Origin of the sequence: Nonomuraea recticatena (assembly GCF_039533245.1) — a bacterium.
Lineage (GTDB): Bacteria > Actinomycetota > Actinomycetes > Streptosporangiales > Streptosporangiaceae > Nonomuraea > Nonomuraea roseola.
This window is the reverse complement of sequence record NZ_BAAATE010000021.1, coordinates 1-19,795: the sequence shown is the minus strand read 5'-3', so window position 1 is coordinate 19,795 and position 19,795 is coordinate 1. Positions and strand designations below refer to the sequence as shown.

Genomic DNA, 19,795 nt, shown 5'->3' with positions numbered 1-19,795 from the left:
ACCGACATGACGTCCACCCCCGGGAACGACCTGCCCGCGTGCCCGAGATCACCCGATGACCGCATTCGATGCGAGGAGATGCCATGGCTGACGCCCTGCCAGAGATGCCGACCTTTCCGATGGCCCGCGCGACGGGGTGTCCCTTCGACCCGTCGCCGGAGTTGAGCCGACGACTCGAAGACGCGCCGGTTTCACGAGTGAGACTGTGGGATGGCAGCACCCCGTGGATGGTCACTCGCCATGCGGATGTGCGTGCGCTGCTCGCCGATCCGCGGGTCAGCGTCGACGTGGCGCAACCCGGCTTCCCGCACACCAACGCGGTGAGCAAGGCACGCGACGCACACATGAAGACGCTGATGCAGATGGATGCGCCGGAGCACATCGCCCAGCGACGGCTCCTGACCTCGGACTTCACGATCAGAAGGATGGAGGCGTTGCGGCCGAGGATCCAACGGATCGTCGATGACCTCATCGATGAGATGCTCGCCGGCCCGAATCCGGTAGACCTGGTGGAGGCGTTCGCGCTACCGGTTCCCTCACTGGTGATCTGCGAACTGCTGGGCGCGCCCTATACCGCCCGCGACCTCTTCCACCGGGTGTCCCGCACGCTCGTCATGGACGAACCCGATCCCGCACAGGCCATGGCCGTCAGCGAGGAACTGAACGCCTACCTGGAGGAGTTGGTGGACACGAAGAATGCCGAGCCCGGCGACGACGTGTTCAGCAGGCTGGCCGTCCAGCAGTACAGGACCGGCGCGATGACCCGGCGTGAGATCGCCACGGCCGGTCAACTCCTTCTGGTGGCCGGGCACGACACCACCGCGGCCATGATCGCGCTGGGCACGACCGCACTGCTGGCGCACCCGGACCAGTTGAGCGCGGTCCGCGACAGCGGCGACCCCGCACTGGTGACCAACGCCGCCGAAGAGCTTCTGCGCTACCTGTCCATCACCCATACCGAAGCCCGCCGGGTCGCGCGGGAAGATCTCGAGATCGGCGGCCGGCTCATCCGCGAAGGCGACGGCATCATCGCGGTGAAGAGCATCGCCAACCGCGACTCCTCGGCCTTCCCCGACCCCGGCACCCTCGATGTCCGCCGCAAGGCCCGCCACCACGTCGCCTTCGGTTTCGGCACCCACCAGTGTCTGGGCCAGCCACTCGCCCGAGTGGAACTGCAAGTCGTCTACAGCACCCTGTATCGACGCATCCCCACACTGGCCCTGGCCGTACCGCTGGAACAGCTGACGTTCAAGGAGAACGCGGTCTTCTACGGGGTGCGCGAACTACCCGTCACCTGGTGAATCACGAAGGAGAAACAGATGAAGATCACCATCGACCAGGACGCCTGCGTCGGCTCCGGGCAATGCGTACTCAGCTCACCTGAGGTATTCGACCAACGCGACGTCGACGGCATCGCCGTGCTCCTGCAGGACAGCCCGGAGCCCGGGCTACAGGAGGACGTCCGTGAGGCCGCCCGCATCTGCCCAGCCCTGGCGATCACGCTGACCCCGTCGTAAACCAGTCATCTCGAATCGTGGTCGTGGGTGTTTCGGCGGCGGGTCTGACCGCCGCCGAAACCCTGCGCCGGAAAGGTTCACCGGCGCGTTGACCATGGCCGGTGAGGAGCCGCGACCCCTGCGATCGGCCGCCGCTGCGCAGCCAGCAGCGCCGATTCGGCCTGCGGCGCGGCCTTCTCCTCATCCCGGCCCGCCCGAGCCGGCGACTTCGTCGCCATCAACAGATCGAACAGCGACAACGCGTCATCGACCGACACGTACCGCGCGAGTCGCGGCCGGTCGACGACAGGCCGGGTCTCTACGGCCGCCGAATCCTGCGCCGTTGCTCGGTGAGAAGGGTTGGCGTCTGACCATGTCAACAGCGCAGCGTTCCGCGTCGCCTTTCATCGCCGTATCGAGTGCGCTCCTCAAGCGCTGGCGCTACTGCAGTTGGTCGCGGCGGCGGGTGAGGTAGGCGGTCTCGCCTGTGTTGCCGGCCAGCTCGATGGCCCGGTCGTAGGCCGCGCGTGCCTGCTGACTTTGGCCCAGCCGACGCAGCAGGTCGGCGCGGGTGGCGTGGTAGGCGTGATAGCCGGCCAACGCCTCGGTGAGGCGGTCGACGATGGCCAGTGCCACCTCCGGCCCGTCGAGCTCGGCCACGGCGATGGCCCGGTTGAGGGCGATGATCGGCGAGGGGTCGAGGCGGACGAGCTGGTCGTAGAGGGCGAGGACCTGCGACCAGTCGGTGTCGCGGATGTCACGGGCGGAGGTGTGCACCGCGTTGATCGCGGCGAGGATCTGGTAGCGACCCGGAGCCACCCCGGCAGCGGCAGCGGCCAGGCGCTCGCGCACCAACCGATGACCTTCGGCGATCAGTTCCGCGTCCCAGGCTCCACGGTCCTGCTCGTCGAGCGCGACCAGTTCGCCGTTCGCCGAGATCCGGGCGGTACGGCGGGCCTCGGTGAGCAGCATCAGCGCCAGCAGCCCGGCCACCTCTCCGTCCTGCGGCAGGAGCGCGCGGATCAGGCGGGTGAGCCGGATCGCCTCGGTGGTCAGGTCGTGTCGTACGGGATCGGTGCCGGGACCGCTGGCCAGGTAGCCCTCGTTGAAGACGAGGAACAGGACGGCCAGGACACCGGAGACACGAGCCGGCAGATCGTCGGCGGACGGCATCCGATAGGGGATGCGAGCCGCCTTGATCTTGGCCTTCGCGCGGGTGATTCGCCGCTCCATGGTGGTCCCCTGCACCAGGAAGGCGCGGGCGATCTCGGGCACGGTCAGACCGCCGACCATGCGCAGAGTCAGCGCCACGCGCGCTTCCACCGCCAGCGCCGGGTGACAGCAGGTGAAGAGCAGCCGGAGCCAGTCGTCATCGATGGCGCCAACAGGCTCGAGCGGGACGTCGTACGTCATCTGAGCCTCCCTGTGCTTGTCATCGCGCTTGTTCTCACGCCGGATCCGGTCGATGGCCTTGCGGTTGGCGGTCGTGGTCAGCCAGGCGCCGGGATTGGGCGGTACGCCGTCGGCCGGCCACCGCTCCACGGCGGTCGCGAACGCCTCGGCAGCCGACTCCTCGGCGATGTCGAGGTCACCGAAACGCCTGGTCAGCGCAGCCACCACCCGCGCCCACTCGTCGTGGTGGGCCCGGGTGATCGCCTCCTCGACGTCGCTCACAGGAACGGCCGCACCTCGACCTTCCGATCGCAGACCTTCGACGCCTCGGCGGCGAGCTTGAGCGCCACATCCAGATCGGGGGCCTCCCACACCCAGACGCCGGCGAGGTACTCCTTCGACTCCACGAAAGGCCCGTCGCTGAACACCGCCTGCTCGCCCCGGTTGTCGATGACCGTGGCCGCGTCGGTGTCCGCGAGTCCGCCCGAGAAAACCCAGTAGCCCTCGGCGATCAGTCGTTCGTTGAAGGCGCTGATGGCAGGCCGCCTGTCCGTGCTGCCGGGATTGCTCTTGTCATCGATCACGGAAACCAGGTACCGCATCTGAAGATCCTCTCCTGTGGTGTCAAGACAGCGTGGTTCGGTGGTCATGGACTTCAGGCCGTGGCATACCGCGGGCGCCCGGCCGGCCGGTAGACCTGGATCGCCACACCCTTCGAGTCGACTCGCGACTCGACCAGGTCGAGCGCGAGATCCGGGCCGATCTCCGGGAACAGTCTCGCGCCCTGGCCGAGGATCACCGGGATCACGATCAGAGTCATCTCGTCGACCAGATCGTTCTCCAGCAGCCATCGGGTCAGGATGCCGCTGCCGTGCACCTGCAGCTCACCCCCGGGCTTGGCCTTCAGCTCACTGATGGCCGCCGCGAGGTCGCCGCGGAGAACGGTCGTGTCCTCCCAACGCGGCGCGGTGAGCGTGGTCGAGGCAACGTACTTGGGGGCCTCGTTCAAGGCCACGCCGATGGGATGGGCGCGCATCTGGTCGATTGATCCCCAGGAGCCGGCGAACAACTCGTAGGTGCGCCGGCCGAACAGGAACGCCTCTGCGCGCTGGTAGGTCTGCGCGATGAACGTCCTGGTCTCGTCGTCGCCCTTCCCCAGGGCCCATCCGCCGCGCTCGAATCCGTTCCTACGGTCATCCGTCGCCGCGCCGTTTCCCTGCATCACTCCATCGATGGTGACCTGAGTCATGGTCGTCAGCTTCATGATCCGCGGTTCCTTCGCCTTGGCGCCGCCCCTTGTGGGCGGCCTCACCCCTGCTACGAACACCACCGCCCCGATCCGACACCGCCTCCCGGATTTTTTTCACCTGATGCCGCGCATCCGCAACTTCAAGGGTGGGCGCGATGAGCCCCAAAGCAAAAGCGTTACCGCCGTCCAGGACCTGGACAAGCTGCCCATCGCCGAGCAGATTTCCGCCCGGATCGAGGCGGCCCGGACCGCGCTGGCGGCCGCGGCCGGGGTCGGCGCCGCGGTGACGCTGATGCTCGCCGTCCGGCGGCAGCGCCACCAGAAGCTGGCCACCTGGCACACCACGCACGACGCCGCCGAGCGCCGAGTGACCGAGTTGTACACCAAGGCCGCCGAGCAGCTCGGCAACGCCCGGGCCCCGGTCGGCCTAGCCGGCCTGTACGCGCTGGAGCGCCTGGCCCAGGACACTGCGTGCTGGCCGAGCGGCTGATGCTGCTGATCTATGCCTACGGCACCAACTGGGGGATCCGGTCGGTCACCCCCGGCGCGCACCCGCATACCGAGGAGGAACTGCGCTACGTACGGCGCCGCTACCTCAACGCCGAGGTGGCGCGGATGGTCGCCATCGAGATCGCCAACGCCACCTTCGCCGCCCGCGACGCCGGCCTGTGGGGCGTCGGGTCGACGGCGGTCGCCTCCGACTCCACCCACTTCCGGGCCTGGGATCAGAACCTGTTCACCGAGTGGCACTACCAGGCGATGCTGGAGATCGGCCGCGCCCAGCGCACCATCTTCGTGGCGCGCTACCTGCGCGATCGCGACCTGCAGCGCGAGACGAGGAAGGCCTGAACGTGGTGGAAGCCTGGAACGGCGCCAACGCCGTCATCTGCTACGGCCGCGGCGGGGAGTTCTCCACCAACCGGCGCGAGGAGGTGGAGATGACCGCGCTGTGCCTGCGCATCCTGCAAGCCGCCCTGGTCTACGTCAACACGCTCATGCTGCAGGACGTTCTGGCCGAACCGCAGTGGGCGGCCCTGCTCACCCCGGCCGACCGGCGCGGCCTGACCCCGCTGTTCTGGCAGCACGTGCGCCCCTACGGCGAGGTACGGCTGAACATGACGGCTCGGCTGCCGATCGCCGGGTCCACTGGAGTGCCACGCTGACGGCGAGCCGCCGGAATATCTGACCCGAGAGCCATCGCCTGGCACTCTGAGGACATGTCTCTCGAAGAGGACGCTGTCCGGGCGGTCGAGCGAGCATCGGACATCCTGCACGGGATGCCTGACCCGGCGGAAATCGACCAGGCCGTGGCCCTGCTGCGGGAAGCACGTTCGGTCCTTCCCGACGGGCATCCCGAGCGGGCGAAGTGCCTGGGCAACCTCGCGGCGGCCTTGCAGCTGCGCTACAGCCGGACGGGTGCCGTAGACGATCTGGACGAGGCCGTTGACACGGGCCGGCTGGTCGTGGCCAAGGAACCCGACCCCCTGGATCTGTCCACCCTGTGTAACGCGTTGCGGCTGCGCTACGCCCGGCTGGGCGATCCTGAGGATCTCGACGCGGCGGTGGACGCCGGGCGGCGGGCGGGGAGCATCGTCGAGCCCGACGACCCCGTGCTCGGGGGCTGCCTGAGCAATCTGAGCGGCGCCCTTCTGGCCAGGTACGGAAGATTTCATGATCCCGCCGATCTGGAGGAGGCCGCCGAGATCGGCCGACGGGCGGTGGAGGTCACCGAGCCCGGCGATCCGGAACTTGCCCAGCGCCTGTCGGACCTGGGCGGAGTGTCGCAGCGGCGCTACCTCCTGACGCTGAAGACTCCCTATCTGGAGGAGGCGGTGAACGCCGGGCGCCGGGCGCTGGACCTGATACAGCCGGGGCATCCCGCGCTCGGCATGTACCTGTCGAACCTCGCCGGCAGCCTGCAGCTGCGGTTCGCCCACGACGGCGACAGGGCGGACCTGGACGAGGCGCTGGATCACGCGAGGCGGGCGGTGGCCGTCACCGGGGCGGACCACCCCGACCTCGGCCTTTATCTGACCGGTCTCTGCGGGCTGGCGCAGTTCCTGTTCTGGCACACCGGTGCGGCGTTGGACCTGGACGAGGCAGTGGAGACAGGACGACGGTCCGTGCTCGTCACCGCCCACGACAATCCCGATCGGGCAAGACGGTTGTCCAATCTGGCCGGAGCCCTGCACTTCCGGTTCCGCGCCTCAGGGATGCTGAGCGACCTCGACGAGGCGCTGACCGCCGTACGGTCGGCGGTCGCGCTCACGCCCGCCGACGATCCCGAGCTGGCCAGGCGGGTGAGCCTCCTCGGTACGCTGCTGCTCGCCCGTTTCATCCTGGCCGGGTCGCTGGAAGATCTGAACGGGGCCGTCGAGGCAGGCAGGCGGGCGGCGGTTTCGCCGCTGCTGAACGACCTCACCAGGGCCGGTTACCTGTCCACGCTCACCCAGGCGCTGGCGATCCGGTTCCACAACACCGGGCAGGTGGCCGACCTGGACGAGGCCGCGGAGCACGGTGCCCGCGCGGTGGCAGCGGTCTCCGTCAGTGACCCCGCCAGGTCCTGGTATCTGTCCAACCTGAGCAACATCCTGCGGGCGCGGCACGCGGCCACGGGGGCGCCGGACGACCTCGACGAGGCGTTGCGGCTGGCCAGGGAGGCGGCCTCCGGTGACGACACCTACCGCGGCGCGTACCTCGTCATCCTGTGCCAGGCACTGCAGTTACGGTACGACAGGACCGGGCTGGCCGCCGATCTGGACGGGGCCGTAGCGGCGGGGCGAGAGGCGCTGTCCCTGACCGCTCAAGGTGTCCCCGACCGGGCCACCTACCTGTACCAGGTCGCCACTCTTCTGCTCGATCGGCAGGGGCCCGGCGACCTGGAGGAGGCGGCGGAGATGTGCCGCGAGGCCGCCGGGATGGCGGCGGCACCGCCGTCCGCGCGAGTGCAGGCGTCGCAGGGGTGGGGCATCGCGGCGGCGCTCGCGGGAGCCTGGGCGACGGCGGCGGAAGGATTCGCCACAGCGGTGGAGCTGCTGCCGCGCGCCGTATGGCGCGGCCTGCAGCGGATGGACGGCGAGCATCACCTGAGGCAGTTCGCGGGCCTCGGCAATGACGCGGCCGCGGCCGCGCTTCTCGCCGGCCGGGTGGAGCAGGCGGGAGAGCTGCTGGAACAGGCGAGAGGCGTGTTGTGGGCACAGCGCCTGGACACCTGGACGGACCTGGCCGCGCTCAGCGAGGCCGCACCTGAGATCGCCGCCAGGCTGGAGGCGATTCGCGCCGAGCTGGACGCCCCCGCTCCCGCAGGAGGGTGAGGCGGCCAGGATCAGCCGGTCGGGCACGTCTCTACCGCGCGGATCCCGGTCGTCGTGGCCAGTTCGACGCCCGTCTCTCCGCCGGCGGTCTTCAGCGTCAGCGTGCCTCGCGCCATGCGTACGATCGAGCCGCACACGTCCCCGTCGGGCGTCGTCACCTGGAGCCTCGGCGCGTCCTTCGCGGGGCCGTACCAGGTCACTCCCACCGCGGCGACGAGCAGCGCCGTGCACAGGAGAGTCAGCACGATGCCCCGGTCGAGGGCACGCCGCGCCCGCATGGCCTCGTCGTGATCGTCCCCGGCCTTCAGCTTCCGCCGCTCGACGGCGGCGGGCCTGCCGTGCGCCGCCCAGAGCAGCATGAACGCGCCGAACGCGCCGGCCAGGAGCGCCGCCAGCAGCAGGCCGCCGACCACGACGTCCCATGGCGGGGCCAGCCTGCTCACGTCGGACCTGCCCTTGATCAGGCTGAAGCCGAGCAGACCGGCGAGCAGTCCCGCCAGGCCGTTACGCCAGGCGGTCGCGGCGGCCCGGACCCGCGGCAACTCGTCGCGGAGCAGGCGCTGGACGGCCTGTGCGGTCCGATGGCCGGAGACGGTGGGCTTGCCGCCCGGCGACAGGCGGATCATGACTCGGAGATCTTCAGGTTCCAGTACGCCCCGCAGCCCACGTTGCCGTCCGGCCGGTCGGGGTGGTCGGCGCCGCACGTGCACAACATCGTCTCTTCTGTGGTCTCCGGCTCACCGCCGGAGCGGTCGAGGCGGACGCGCCGGCGTACGACCTGTTCGGTGATCCTGTAGTCCATCACGTGACGGCAGCGCGGGCAGGCTCCGCGTAGGAGGATCGTGTGCGGGTCGGGCTGCTCCACCTGGAAGGTCCTGGCGACCTCCTCGGCGAAGGCCAGCCGGGTGACCTCTTCGTACGGGGTCTCGGTCAACGGTCCTCCTATGGCCCGGTGTGGGTGAAGGGTGTCCAGACGCTCGGTGTGCCGAGGTAGCGGTCGCGCAGGGCGCGGGTCGCCCTGTGCAGGGCGTACGGACTGCGCTCTGCCCGCATCCTGCCGTCCGCCGCCAGGTCTTGATAGATCGTCTGGAACAGGTCGCTGGTTCCGGTGGTGTCGTAGACGGACCACAGTGTGCCGATGACGTGGCGGAAGCCGGTGTAGTGCAGCGCGGCGGCGAGCGTGATCGCCTCGTCCAGGAGATCGACCCCACCCGTCGCGGTCTTGCAGGCCGACAGGCCGGCGAACTCGGCGTGGTACTGCCCGGTGCTGATGTCCGTGATGGTCAGCATGTCGTCGTGGAGCACGAGCCCGCCCTGGGAGGGATCGGCGAGGTTCTGGTCGCCGTGACAGCTGAAGTGCACCCAGCGGTGGCCGGGCAACTCGCGCCTGACCCTCGCCCTGGTGGCCTCCTCCCCCTGCAGCAGGGTGGCGGGGAACAACCTCGTCAGCAGGTCGACCTCATCCGCGACACCCGCCAGGTGGCGCTCGCCAGGTGTGTCGGCCAGCGCGACGATCAAGAAGCGGTCGTCTCCGGCGGCGGGACCGAGCGGCTCGCGAGCCTTCAGCAGGGCGCGCAGAGTCGGCGTGTACGAGGACACGACCCTGTCCATGACCGTCGCCCTCTGCTCGTGGCGGCCTGCGGCGTGCAGCGGCAGCAGGGTCAGCGGCCCGGTCGGGCACCACCACAGCCGGGGCCACGGCCCATCGGGAGTGCCGTGGAAGCCCAGCTCGGACAGCACGGGCTCGGCGATCGTGTCCCAGAGCCACGCCAGCAACTCGGTGAGCATCGTCTCGGTGGCGGCTCGCGCCTCGTCGAGTGCGCGTTGCGCCCGGTAGGCGGTCTGCCTGTCGGCCATCGTGCCGGTGGCCCTGACCCGGCGCCTGGCCGTTTCGTACGTGTCGGCCGTCGTCTCGGCCTCGGCCAGCGCCCCCAGATAGCGGTTGACCTGATCCGCCGCATCCTGCACGGTCAGGCCGGTCAACGGCCGCACCGTGACGCCCTCCGGCCGGACGAGGAGCGCGTCGCACCGCCACTCGCTGACATTGACGATCACGACCGGTCCGCCGCCCGCGGCGGGAAGCATTCTCTCCATGCTGGGCGGCCTGAGGAAGTCCACGAAGCCATCCAGCTCGCGCACCCGCTCGACGAGGTCGTCCCACTCCCGCGCGAGCGCCATCCTCCGGTCCACCAGCTGCGAAACGTCCTCCGGCATGCCCTCGCGCATTGTTCGGCGAACCTCTATTCCGCAGGAACAACGGTCATCGCCAGATGATAGGCATCCGGGTCCACTTCGACGAGCCTGGCCGGAAAATTCTCATTGTCGCGGACGGTCGACTACCGAGCCAGAGCGACCGGCAGGCACGGGCAGGAGAGGAATAATACGCTATGAGCGGCTTTGTCTCTTCCTGAGTGCTGCAATCAGCTGACTAATCCACTGAAAGGGTGTGGCGAACGCCCATGAAATTTAAGTGGCTGGTCCCAATGTCATCGAGGACGCCGGCCCCGCCGCGGACCCCGCGGACGGGAAGACCGTGCCGGAACCACTGACCGGCCGGGTGGAGGAAGCGGTCGCCGCCGAGCGCGCCGCGCGCACCCGCGCCGCCGGCCGCCGGGCCTGCCGCTACGCGGCGGCGCCCTGCCACCGGGCAAGCGCGCCGACGCGCTGGACTGCAGCCCCGATCACCGCACCCGCTACCACCGCGAGCGCGTCGCGGCCGAGACCGCCGCCGCCCGCGACAGCGGCCCGGTGCGCCTGGAACAGGCCCAGGCCGTGCTCGGGCCGCTGGCCGACCAGATCGCCGCCGCGGCGGCCGACCCCGACCGGGTCCAACCTCAGGGGTTCAAATCGGTACACCCGAGGCAGGTCGCACGGCGCTAGATGCAACTGGCAGCCACCGTCAGCGCACAAACCCCTGCCGGGGCAATACCCCAAGGGCTACGTGCACGGTGTCTCCGTCGGATATGTCGATGGATACCGCAATTACGGCCACGCCTACTGAACCGCAGTCCGCACAGCCCCGGCGCCGAGGCCGCCAATCTCGGCCACCCGGTGCAAGATCGGGGTCGAGGAACCAGGAGCAGCCGTTGGCGCTGAGAATGATCTTGCATAAAGGTGGTGTTCAGCTTCCGCGTGTGACCGCTCTACCTGGAGGTTTCTGGCCCGTGGATGATGCGGTGGATGGTGGAGCGTCCGACGCTGTACTCGGTGGCCAGGTCGGCCAGGGACACCTCGCCCTCGGCGTATCGGCGGCGGATGGAGCGCCGGGCGGGTTCGGGCAGTTTGGGTTGCTTCCCCTTGAGCTTGCCGTTCTTCTTCGTCAGGGCCATGCCTTCGCGGGTTCGCATGTGCCCAGGTTGGCCTCGAATTCGGCGACCATGGCGAGGGTCTGCAGGAACAGCCGCCCGAACGGGTCGTTCCAGTCGCAGACGTTGGCGCCCAGGCCGAACAGGACGCCGCGCCCTGACAGGCCGGTGAGGATCTCATTGGCCTCGGCCATGTTGCGGGCGAACCGGTCGAACTTGGTCACGGTGAAGACGCTGCCGTTCCACACGGCGGCGAGGGCCTGGTCGAGGCCGGCACGGTTGCGGCGGGTGGTGCCGGAGAAACCGCGGTCGATGTAGATCCGGTCTTCGGGCACGCCGAGGGCCATGAGTTGCTCGGTCTGGATGATCACGTCTTGCTCGTCGGTCGAGCAGCGGGCGTAGCCGACGCGGGTTCCGTTCACCCCCTCCAGTGTTCCGTATAGCCCCCCTTCAGCGGGACAGTCGGCGGAACACCTATACGGAACACCCTGACCTGGGGCGCTGTCTCGGCCGGTGGGTGTTCCTGTGGGGGATCCCCTTACGGAACACCGCCATGATCACGTGGCCGTCATCCTGTGGCCCCCGTCTTGAGCCAGACGCGGTCCGGCAGGCTGGGGCGGTACTGCATGCGCTGGAGTCGGGGCCGGATCAGGGCGCAGGGGCCCGACAACCGGATTCTGGCGGCACTGAAATCATCCAGTCTCTGCAGGACATGTGTGGGGTGTCGGATACCCCTGGTCTTGTAGAGAGGAAGTGAGTTCGTGCGACCACCTGACAACAGGCGTCGCCGCTTCGAGGAGTTGTACCAGGCCAATCATGATCCGGTGCTCGGGTACGTGGTACGGAGGACGGCGAACGGCCATGATGCGGCAGACATCCTTGCCGAGACCTTTATGACCGCATGGCGGCGGCTGGACGACGTGCCTGCAGACGAGAAGGCCCGCCTCTGGCTGTTCGGAGTCGCGCGCCGGGCGCTCGCGAATCATCACCGCGGTGAACGGCGGCACACGGCACTGACCGCCCGGCTGGCATCCGAGCTGAGCGCCATCCAGCTGCAGCCGAGGGAGGAGTCGGCCGCCATGGATGCCCTGGCGAAGGCATTCGCGGACCTGCCCGATGGCTACCGAGAAGTGCTGTCGCTTGCGGATTGGGAGGGCATGTCCATCGCCGAGATCGCAGTTGTGCTGGGCTGTTCGGCCAACGCCGTACGGATTCGCCTGCATCGGGCCCGTCGCCGCCTGGCCCGCGCTCTCTCGATAGACCCTCCAGGACGTGCAGCGCGCGCCCAGGTACCGGAAGGAGACTCCGCATGACCAAGATTTCGATCAGCCGCCTCAACCCCGTCACCGACAACGAGATTGCCGTGCTGGTGAGCACAGGGGCCAGGGACGAGCTGGCAGAGCACATCACAGCGGCTCCCCCGGAACCTGCACCCCGGTCTTGGTGGCGTCGGCGCCTGATCGTCGGCATTGGGCTCATAGGGGTGGCGACGGCCGCCGCAGTGGTCGCATTCTCGTCCGGCTGGGTCGGGCCGCAGCGCGCCGAAGCAGCGGCCCTCTCCTTCCAGCGAGAGGACAGATACCTCGTCGTCCGAGTACAGGACCCGAACGCCGATCCCGAGCGTTACCGGGAGGAGTTCCAGCAGCGAGAAATGAACATCGACCTCAAGCTAGCCCCCACCAGCCCGGACAAGGCCGGCAAGGTGCTGTTCATGGAGGACCGCGACGACCCGGCCGGCCGAATTCAGGCGATTGAGGGCTCGTGCGGGGAGCGCGCGTGCTCGGTGGCTGTCAAGGTGCCAGTGGGCTACCGATCGTACGCCAGCATCGTCTTCGGCCGTGCGGCGGAGCAAGGGGAGATGTACGACACGGGTCCGGGCGACGAGCCGGGCGAGGGCATCGGCCTGCCCGGCATCGACAAGTACACCGTGCCGGAGGCGGTCGCCATCCTCCGCGCGCGTAACGTACCCATCGAGTACCGCTATCAGTATCGTGGCTCTGACCGGCCGTATCCCAACGGCATCCCCGCCGACAAAGTCGATCCCGACTGGTACATCCACGAGGGTCTGCCCGGCACGGAGAACCAGGCCATTCTGTTCGTAGGCCCGGAACCCGAGGGTTGAGGCCGCCGCCGAGATCGTCATCGCTGCCCTGGCCCCGCAGGAGTTGTAGGTGGCCACGATGGACTGGCAGGTCGCCGATGCTGCCCCAGTCGCGGGCGGGGGCTGGTGATCCGACCGCCCGGTCGTCTTCTCAGTTCCTGCCCGCGCTCTACACCCCCTCCTCATCCACGCCGCCATCAGGGAGGTCGGGCATCTCGCCGAGCTGCCTCAGGCCTTCGGCCGGGGCGGAGGAGGAGATGGAGTAACGGCCCAGGACGTTGAGGTGGGCGCGGCCGAGCGGGCTGAGCCGGGCGGCGTCCTCGTCCTCGACCGGGACGCTTTGGGCGCGCAACTGATCGACCGCGGCCGACAGGTACTTGGAGTTCCAGAGCGCGACCGCGTTGACGACCAGCCCCAGAGCCGCTAGTTGATCTTCTTGCCCTTCGCGGTAGGCCTTGCGGATCTGGCCGCCTGCGCCGTGGCAGATCCTGCGGGCGAGTCGGTGCCGGGACTCCTGGACGGTGAGCTGCTTGTTCAGCTTGCGGCGGTAGGTGTCGTCGATCGGGTCCAAGATGGACAGCAGGTGCAGGGTCTTGTCGATCCGCCCGTACTCGGCGAACGCCTGCCCGAGCGGAGTGGGCCGCCCGCCGCGGGCGAACATGCGCAGCAGATCGTAGGCGCGGACCTGGTTGGTCACCAGCGATCCGGCAACCCGCGTCATGTCCGACCACTGGGTGCAGATCTTCTGCCTGTTGATCTTGTTGCGGGCGATCGCCTCCAGCGGCCCGTACGTCGACACCGTCCCGTCGGGCAGGTCAGCGCGCCAAAACCGCTGGTCGCCCAGGTCGGCGAAGCGGGGCGCGAACCGGTAGCCCAGCATGGAGAAGATCCCGAACACCATGTCCGAATCGGACGCCTGGTCGGTCGTGACGACCTCGGGCTGCGGTCCCGCGTCGATGTTGATCAGGCTATCGAGGATGTACAGCGAGTCGAGGGGCGTGCCGGGCACGACCATCTGCCCGATCCCCATCACCTGGTCATTGACTGCGTTGAGGAGCGTGATACCGCGTTTGTAGCCGAAGTACTTCGGCGATGGGGCGGCGTTGATCGTCTGGACCGGGACGACGAACCGCAGCCCGTCGACCGAGGCGAGCAGCCCGCCGCCCCACAGTGCCACGATGAGCACGCTGCGCTGGGCCTCGATCAGGATCGCGTTCGCGGCGGCGTGCGTCTCGGCCCGCACGTAGTTCTGGTCGACATGCGACAGGCGGCCGCGGGTCAGCGCCTCGTCCCCGTCCTTGATCACCGGGGCGAGGCCGACGTTGCAGGCCTCCGCGATGAGCAGAGCCACCAGCGATCTCGGTAGATCGTGCATGCGGGTGGACACCTCGGCCAGGTGCACGTAGGCGTCCAGAAACCCGGTCCAGGAGTGCACCTCGAGCAGCAGCTCGGGCAGGTCGATGCGCGGCAGCATCGCCTGGCAGGCCGCCCGCAGCCACGTCAGCGACGGGCTTTCGCCAAGCGCGCCGAGCTTCTCCACCGACAAACGGGCGTGCCCGTCCGGCGGGGTGACCACCCGGACCAGGGCATCGTCCCCGGCTTCCTCGAGCCGGCCCGCCATCTGCCGCCACGCCGCATCCAGGCCAGCAGCTTGGTGTCCAGATGCGCCTCGACCGGGTCGGTGAGCGACAGGGAGGCGAGCACGTCCTCGCTGATCGCCTCCCACGCCTTGCCGTCCAGCAGGTGGGCGCGCGGGTCGGCCCACCGCAGCGACGGCGTGGCGAAGACGTCCCGGACCTGCAGCGCCCGAAACAGCCCCTCCAGGACACACGCCACATACGCGTCGCGGTGCGCAGGCGGCCGGTGAGCCAGGAGGGCAGCCCGCCGTTGTCCCACTCGGCGCAGATGTACGGTCCTGGCCGCACGATGGCCAGCAGCCCTTCGGCCGCGGCCGCGTCCAGGAACGCGCTCAGTTCCTCCATCCGGTGGAAGTCTCCCAGGCGGGGCTCGTGCAGGTTCCACGGCACGTACGTCTCCACGGTGTTGAGCCCCATGCGTGCGCAGCATCGCCAGGCGGTGTCCCCACTGCTCGGGACGCACGCGGAAGTAGTGCAGCGCGCCGGACAACACTCTGAACTCCGCGTCGTCCAGCCGGAACGACCCGTTGTCGTAGGAGAAGACGCCCATGAGAGGCTCCATGGTTGTGTTCTTCGGCGTTGGCCGGCCGGGGCCGGTGCGGGCGGGGAGTGCCCGCACCGGCCGGTGGTCAGTTGAGCGTGACCTCGGCGAGGTCGTAGCCGCCGGTGGAGCGGTCGACGATCACGTAGAAGGCGTCGCCTGTCACGCGGCCGGGCAGCGGGACGGTGATGGTGTCACCGGTCCAGGCGAGGTCGGTGGCGGCGAGCACCTGCTTCCACGCTCCGCCTGTGAGGGCCTGAACCCGGATGCGCAGGGGCCGGTGGCCTACCGGCGCGGTCAGGGTGATCGACGAGACCGTCTGGGGCGCGCCGGGGTCGACCTGGAGACCTGTTCCTGCCGCGTCCGGTCCCCGCCAGGTCGTAGCGGGGTCGCCGTCGGTCGCGTGCCCGGCGTAGGGAAGTTTGTCGGTGCCGGGATTGTCGACGACGGGGGTGGTTCCGGAGTAGCCGGCGAACTCGTAGATCGCCAGGTGGCCCCACCACAGGTTGGCCGCCTTGACGACGAGCCGGATGCCGTGGGCCCGCACCGGGGCGGGCAGGGCGATGGACGGCGACTCGGGTGTGGTGCTGTTGAGCTGCCAGGTCAGCGGGTGGTCGGCCACCTGCGTGACCCAGGTGCCGTCGGCGGCGCGGGTCTGCACGTCCACCCGTGTTGGTCCCTGGCCCTGGCCCCAGGCGACGGTCAGCCGCACGGAGTCGATGGTGTGGGCCTTGCTCCAGGTGACGCTGACGCTACCGGGCAGCTTGGGGTTGTCGGCCGAGGCCCAGGAGGTGCCGGGGTTGCCGTCGGTGATGGCCTGGATGTCGCCGATGGAGGTGCCGAGCGTGGTCTGGGCGTTGCCGCCGGCGTGGGCGCTGGCGGCCGCGATCTTGCCCAGAGAGCCGCGGACCTCGTGCAGGGTGATCCGTTCGCGGTCGCCGGCGGAGAAGAGCAGGCGTACCTCGTCGGTGGTGACCGGGCCGGCGAACGGGATGCGCAACCACTCCAGGTCGCCGCTCCAGGTGAGCTCGTGGTCCTCCGCGCGGGTGACCCACTCGCCGGCGGCGTCGCGGGTCAGGACGGTGATCTTGGCGGGGCCGTCGCCCTGGGCGGCGAGGTGGAGGCCGTCGATCGTGCGCGGCTCACCGTATTTGATCATGATTTTCCCGCCGGCCTTCGTGGAGGTCCACGAGGTGGCCGGGTCGCCGTCGGCCACGGGGCCGGCGTGCGGGCCGGCGTTGCTCGTGACGTGCGTCTTCACCGGGTGCTGGACGGCTCCCAGGTCGGGGGCGCCGGCCGGGACGGCGGTGCCGAGCACGTCGGTGGCCGGAGCGGTGGCGGCGGAGAGACCGGCGTCGCGGGCGGGCGAGTCCGCGGCGGGGGTGTAGGCGCGCAGCACGGTCAGCAGCTGCTCGCGGCTGATCCTGCCGGACTCCGGCAGCCGGGTGCCGGGGGCGGCCAGCCGCGGGTCGCCGACGATCGGCTCGGCGTCGCCTCGTGGCAGCACCGGGGAGCCGGAGGTGTCCCAGTAGAGGTTGTGGCTGTAGTTCATCGGGACGTCGCTGCCGTGGTCGCAGGAGCGGCGGCAGTCGAAGGTGGCCCGGGCGGGGTTGTAGAAGATGTTGTTGAACAGCACGTTGGAGGAGCTGCTCTGGCTGCGGACGAAGGCTTCGGTGTCTTGTTGGAAGGTGGTGCCGTCGGGGCGGTGGCGGGTGATGGTGTCGGTCGTGCCCCAGATGGTGTTGTTGTAGCCGCGCAGGTTCCAGCAGCCGCTCCAGATCGAGAACGGCCGGAAGTGGTCGTGGTTGCTGACGTTGTAGCGCACGGTCACGTTGTTGGCCGAGATCAGGCACATGAAGAAGCCGCCGGCGTTGGAGTCGGAGTAGTTGTACTGCACCAGGCTGTTGCTGCTGCCCATGTCGGCGTCGAAGGCCATCCCGTCGACCGGGTCGGGGTAGTTGAAGCTGTCGTAGCCCTGCCGGCGCACCACGTTGTACTGCACCGTGATGCGGTTGGTGCCCTGCCACCAGATGCCGGCGTTGTTACCCGCGCGGACCTTCAGGTGTGAGCCGGCCTTGTCGACCGTGTTGCCCTCGACCAGGGCGTCGTCGATGTACTGCGGGGTGATGCCGCCCGCGGTCACGTCGTGCACATAGTTGTCCCGGAAGACCGCGGCGGTGAACGCCTTGCGGGTGGGGCTCACCTCGCCGGCGGGGATGCCGGTCTCGGCCGAGTAGATCTCGCACGAGGCGCACCAGGTGGTGAAGGTGGAGATGCCGTAGGCGTTGATGTCGGCGACCTCGTTGCCCTCGATGCGCAGGCCCGAGTACCAGGTGGGGGTGGTGTTGCCGCGCACCCCGACGGCGATGCCGCCCTTGCCGATGACCGGGCCGCCCTTGCCGTCGACGTGGTGGACGTAGTTGTCGGCGATGACGATGCCGGGCACCTCGCCGATGTCCTTGGCGATGGCGAAGATGCCCCGGTAGGTCGTCGTCTTCGACACCGACAGGTCGGTGCCGTTGGTGACCTCCAACCCTCGTACGGTCACCTCGCGCACGTTGTCCAGCAGCACCGCCGCGTCCACCAGCGTGTCACCGGCGATCAGCGGACGGCCCTGCCCGTAGGAGGTGACCGTCACCCCGGAGGACTTGATGACCAGCCCGCCGTGCCAGGCATCACCGCCCTGGAACCGGATGATGTCACCCGGCTGGAAAGTCGTGGCGTTGACCTTGGCCAGCGATCTCCACGCGCTGTCGGGGCTGGTGCCCGCGGCGGAGTCGTCGCCGTCGGCATCGACGTAGTACGTGGTGGCGGCTACCGCATGGGCAGTGGTGGGCACGAGGGTGGCGGCGAACATCGCCGCGACGAGCCCGGCGCGTAACAAGAACATGCGTGGGTCCTCCATCGAATGGGGATGTGGAGGACCAGGCCGCTGGCACGGCCCCGGTACGATCAGGCCGGTCGGGCTCCGGCCAAGGCAAACGCTAGGCACTGGCGATCAAAGCGTCAAGATAGCGCGTGCCGGGGAGCCGATCTAACCTCGTCACGCTCCGCCCGCCTGTGGGCGACGAGCTCGTCCTCTCATTGGTCCCATTTGACTATCCGAGCGGGGCAGAATTCCGCTCGCGGTGATGGCCTGCTTCTCTGAAGATCACGGAATCGGCCGAAACCGGGCACCGATTCGGCTCTTTTCAAGATCGCCGGAGGGGTGATTGTGGTACCCCGTAATGCCTCTTATGGAGTACGACGACCCGGAGTACGGTGCTGCACCCGGCACTCCGCGCCCGACGGCCGCCTCGACCGCCCCGCACCCCGCCTCCGCCGACCTCGCCGCTTCGGCGCGTATAGGCGAGATGGTCGGCGCGGTCGTGACGGCCGGGCTGGACGCCGTGGCGCTGAGCGCCGCCGCGCTGGCCCGCCTGCCGGGCGGCGACCTGCGCGAGGCGGTCACCGCCGCGGTCGCCGCGCTGCCCGGCCTGGGCCCGCTGCGGCTGGCCGACCGCTACGGCCTGCACCGGCTGACCGCCGTCTGGCTGCACACCCGGCCCTCGCCGGCCACCACCGCCGCCTACCTGGCCGACCTGACCGGCTACCTGCGCTGGTGCGCCGGCCAGCGGCTGGACCCGCTGCGCGCCTACCGCGCCGATCTGGACCTGTGGGCGACCACGCTGGCCGAGCGGTACGCTCCGGCCACCGTCGCCCGCAAGCTGGCCGTCGTCTCCTCCTGGTACGGCTACCTGCTCGCGCACGAGGTGGCCACCCGCAACCCGCTGGCCGGCCTGGACCGCCCCGCGCTCGATCGCGACACCTCGGCCACCGTCAGCCTGTCGCGCGCCGAGGCCGCCGACTTCCTGGCCGCCGCCGGCGCCGACGCCCGCCCGCGGGCGCTGCGCACCGCGGCCCTGCTCGGCCTGATGCTCACCGAGGGGCTGCGGGTGGCCGAGGTGTGCGGCGCCGACATCGCCGACCTCGGCCACCACCGCGGCTACCGCACGCTGACCGTGCGCCGCAAGGGCGGCAAGACCCGCGCCTACCCGCTGGCCCCGCCGATCGCCGCCGCCGTCGACGACTACCTGGACGACCGCGCGGCCTGCGGCGGCACGCCGCGGGAGAGGCTGGCCGGGCCGCTGTTCGTCACCGAGCCGTCCGGCCCGCACCCGGGCGGCAAACGGCTGGACCGGTGGGGCATCACCAAGCTGATCCGCCGCATCGCCCGCCAGGCCCGCATCCCCGCGGCCGCCCAGCTGTCCCCGCACAGCCTGCGCCACAGCTTCGCCACCCTGGCCCTGGACGCCGGCACCGCGCTGCGCGACGTCCAGGACGCGATGGGCCACGCCGACCCGCGCACCACCCGCCGCTACGACCGCTCCCGCTACCAGCTGGACCGCCACCCCGCCCAGCGCATCCTGGCCTACCTCACCGACGCCTGAACTCACCAGGGCAGGCGGGTCTCCGCGCCCTCAAGGGCGGAGCCTCGTACCCCTCCTCGAGGGTGTGGGGCTCCTTGGCCATTGATCAGCTTCCGGTGAGGCGGAGAACCGCTGGCTGTCTCAACTCCTGCGCCCCTACGTGTTGAGGAGCGGGACCAGCGAAGTGCAACGGAATCCCCGACGGGAACGCCCTGGATGACCAGACGCCTGGGGTCTGTTTCATGGACCCTGACTTAGACGTTGACTCATTTGGTAAGTCGGCGGTAGCAAATGAGGGCTGCAGCGATGGCGACGAAGGATGCGAAATGGTCCGCCCGGCGTTCGTAGCGC

Annotated in this window: 18 protein-coding genes and 5 pseudogenes; 8 read left to right on the top strand and 15 right to left on the bottom strand. The window is 69.5% G+C overall.

Annotation, left to right across the window (positions count from 1 at the left end; genetic code table 11):
• The first annotated feature begins 83 nt into the window (after positions 1 to 83).
• Positions 84 to 1,301 carry a cytochrome P450 gene (locus ABFX50_RS32080; RefSeq protein WP_346151597.1) on the top strand — a complete coding sequence of 406 codons (1,218 nt, stop codon included), beginning with the start codon at positions 84 to 86 and terminating at the stop codon, positions 1,299 to 1,301.
• A gap of 18 nt (positions 1,302 to 1,319) precedes the next feature.
• Positions 1,320 to 1,517, top strand: coding sequence for a ferredoxin (locus tag ABFX50_RS32075; RefSeq protein WP_346151596.1), 198 nt, complete (start codon positions 1,320 to 1,322; stop codon positions 1,515 to 1,517).
• Positions 1,518 to 1,594: 77 nt separating this feature from the next.
• On the opposite strand, the gene ABFX50_RS32070 is transcribed toward ABFX50_RS32075, so the two are convergent.
• The 4 genes from ABFX50_RS32070 to ABFX50_RS32055 form a co-directional block, all read right to left on the bottom strand.
• Positions 1,595 to 1,774, bottom strand: coding sequence for a hypothetical protein (locus tag ABFX50_RS32070; protein ID WP_346151594.1), 180 nt, complete (start codon positions 1,772 to 1,774; stop codon positions 1,595 to 1,597).
• A gap of 163 nt (positions 1,775 to 1,937) precedes the next feature.
• Positions 1,938 to 3,170, bottom strand: coding sequence for an RNA polymerase sigma factor (locus tag ABFX50_RS32065; RefSeq protein ID WP_346151593.1), 1,233 nt, complete (start codon positions 3,168 to 3,170; stop codon positions 1,938 to 1,940).
• Complete coding sequence (locus ABFX50_RS32060; protein ID WP_346151591.1) at positions 3,167 to 3,490, bottom strand: YciI family protein; 324 nt, start codon at positions 3,488 to 3,490, stop codon at positions 3,167 to 3,169. The genes ABFX50_RS32065 and ABFX50_RS32060 overlap by 4 nt, the downstream gene beginning before the upstream one ends.
• Positions 3,491 to 3,543: 53 nt before the next feature.
• Positions 3,544 to 4,152 (bottom strand): dihydrofolate reductase family protein, encoded by a 609-nt coding sequence (locus ABFX50_RS32055; protein WP_346151589.1) that lies wholly within the window; start codon positions 4,150 to 4,152, stop codon positions 3,544 to 3,546.
• Between ABFX50_RS32055 and ABFX50_RS32050 the strand changes: the two genes are divergently transcribed.
• The 3 genes and pseudogenes from ABFX50_RS32050 to ABFX50_RS32035 all read left to right on the top strand — a co-directional run bounded on the left by ABFX50_RS32050 (position 4,136) and on the right by ABFX50_RS32035 (position 7,451).
• Positions 4,136 to 4,627 carry a hypothetical protein gene (locus ABFX50_RS32050; RefSeq protein ID WP_346151587.1) on the top strand — a complete coding sequence of 164 codons (492 nt, stop codon included), beginning with the start codon at positions 4,136 to 4,138 and terminating at the stop codon, positions 4,625 to 4,627. The genes ABFX50_RS32055 and ABFX50_RS32050 overlap by 17 nt on opposite strands.
• A pseudogene (locus tag ABFX50_RS51430) lies at positions 4,612 to 5,300 on the top strand (Tn3 family transposase); the annotation flags it as partial. The gene ABFX50_RS32050 and the pseudogene ABFX50_RS51430, both read left to right, overlap by 16 nt.
• A gap of 114 nt (positions 5,301 to 5,414) precedes the next feature.
• Positions 5,415 to 7,451, top strand: coding sequence for a tetratricopeptide repeat protein (locus ABFX50_RS32035; RefSeq protein ID WP_346151581.1), 2,037 nt, complete (start codon positions 5,415 to 5,417; stop codon positions 7,449 to 7,451).
• A gap of 11 nt (positions 7,452 to 7,462) precedes the next feature.
• Here ABFX50_RS32035 and ABFX50_RS32030 read toward each other — a convergent pair whose 3' ends face one another.
• The 6 genes from ABFX50_RS32030 to ABFX50_RS32005 form a co-directional block, all read right to left on the bottom strand.
• Positions 7,463 to 8,077, bottom strand: a complete 615-nt coding sequence (locus ABFX50_RS32030) for a hypothetical protein (RefSeq protein ID WP_346151578.1) — start codon at positions 8,075 to 8,077, stop codon at positions 7,463 to 7,465.
• On the bottom strand, positions 8,074 to 8,385 hold the full coding sequence (locus ABFX50_RS32025; protein ID WP_346151577.1) for a hypothetical protein: 312 nt from the start codon (positions 8,383 to 8,385) through the stop codon (positions 8,074 to 8,076). The genes ABFX50_RS32030 and ABFX50_RS32025 overlap by 4 nt, the downstream gene beginning before the upstream one ends.
• A gap of 8 nt (positions 8,386 to 8,393) precedes the next feature.
• Complete coding sequence (locus tag ABFX50_RS32020) at positions 8,394 to 9,665, bottom strand: CHAT domain-containing protein (RefSeq protein WP_346151575.1); 1,272 nt, start codon at positions 9,663 to 9,665, stop codon at positions 8,394 to 8,396.
• A gap of 408 nt (positions 9,666 to 10,073) precedes the next feature.
• Positions 10,074 to 10,307 (bottom strand): hypothetical protein, encoded by a 234-nt coding sequence (locus tag ABFX50_RS32015; RefSeq protein ID WP_346151573.1) that lies wholly within the window; start codon positions 10,305 to 10,307, stop codon positions 10,074 to 10,076.
• Positions 10,308 to 10,594: 287 nt separating this feature from the next.
• Entirely contained in the window at positions 10,595 to 10,798 is a 204-nt protein-coding gene (locus ABFX50_RS32010; RefSeq protein WP_346151571.1) for a hypothetical protein, read from the bottom strand.
• On the bottom strand, positions 10,771 to 11,178 hold the full coding sequence (locus tag ABFX50_RS32005; RefSeq protein WP_346151569.1) for a recombinase family protein: 408 nt from the start codon (positions 11,176 to 11,178) through the stop codon (positions 10,771 to 10,773). The genes ABFX50_RS32010 and ABFX50_RS32005 overlap by 28 nt, the downstream gene beginning before the upstream one ends.
• Before the next feature lie 339 nt (positions 11,179 to 11,517).
• Between ABFX50_RS32005 and ABFX50_RS32000 the strand changes: the two genes are divergently transcribed.
• Positions 11,518 to 12,069 (top strand): RNA polymerase sigma factor, encoded by a 552-nt coding sequence (locus ABFX50_RS32000; protein ID WP_346151567.1) that lies wholly within the window; start codon positions 11,518 to 11,520, stop codon positions 12,067 to 12,069.
• Positions 12,066 to 12,878, top strand: a complete 813-nt coding sequence (locus tag ABFX50_RS31995) for a hypothetical protein (protein ID WP_346151565.1) — start codon at positions 12,066 to 12,068, stop codon at positions 12,876 to 12,878. The genes ABFX50_RS32000 and ABFX50_RS31995 overlap by 4 nt, the downstream gene beginning before the upstream one ends.
• 148 nt (positions 12,879 to 13,026) lie before the next feature.
• On the opposite strand, the pseudogene ABFX50_RS31990 reads toward ABFX50_RS31995, so the two are convergent.
• The 4 genes and pseudogenes from ABFX50_RS31990 to ABFX50_RS31975 form a co-directional block, all read right to left on the bottom strand.
• A pseudogene (locus ABFX50_RS31990) lies at positions 13,027 to 14,705 on the bottom strand (Tn3 family transposase); the annotation flags it as partial.
• Positions 14,706 to 14,755: 50 nt separating this feature from the next.
• Positions 14,756 to 14,911 (bottom strand): annotated as a pseudogene (locus ABFX50_RS31985) (beta-galactosidase); the annotation flags it as partial.
• A gap of 52 nt (positions 14,912 to 14,963) precedes the next feature.
• Positions 14,964 to 15,044: pseudogene (locus tag ABFX50_RS31980) on the bottom strand (hypothetical protein); the annotation flags it as partial.
• A gap of 79 nt (positions 15,045 to 15,123) precedes the next feature.
• Positions 15,124 to 17,925, bottom strand: coding sequence for a discoidin domain-containing protein (locus ABFX50_RS31975; protein ID WP_346151563.1), 2,802 nt, complete (start codon positions 17,923 to 17,925; stop codon positions 15,124 to 15,126).
• Between the two features lie 346 nt (positions 17,926 to 18,271).
• Between ABFX50_RS31975 and ABFX50_RS31970 the strand changes: the two genes are divergently transcribed.
• Entirely contained in the window at positions 18,272 to 19,465 is a 1,194-nt protein-coding gene (locus tag ABFX50_RS31970; RefSeq protein ID WP_346151561.1) for a tyrosine-type recombinase/integrase, read from the top strand.
• A 245-nt stretch (positions 19,466 to 19,710) separates the two neighbouring features.
• Here ABFX50_RS31970 and ABFX50_RS31965 read toward each other — a convergent pair.
• A pseudogene (locus tag ABFX50_RS31965) lies at positions 19,711 to 19,795 on the bottom strand (IS5/IS1182 family transposase); the annotation flags it as partial.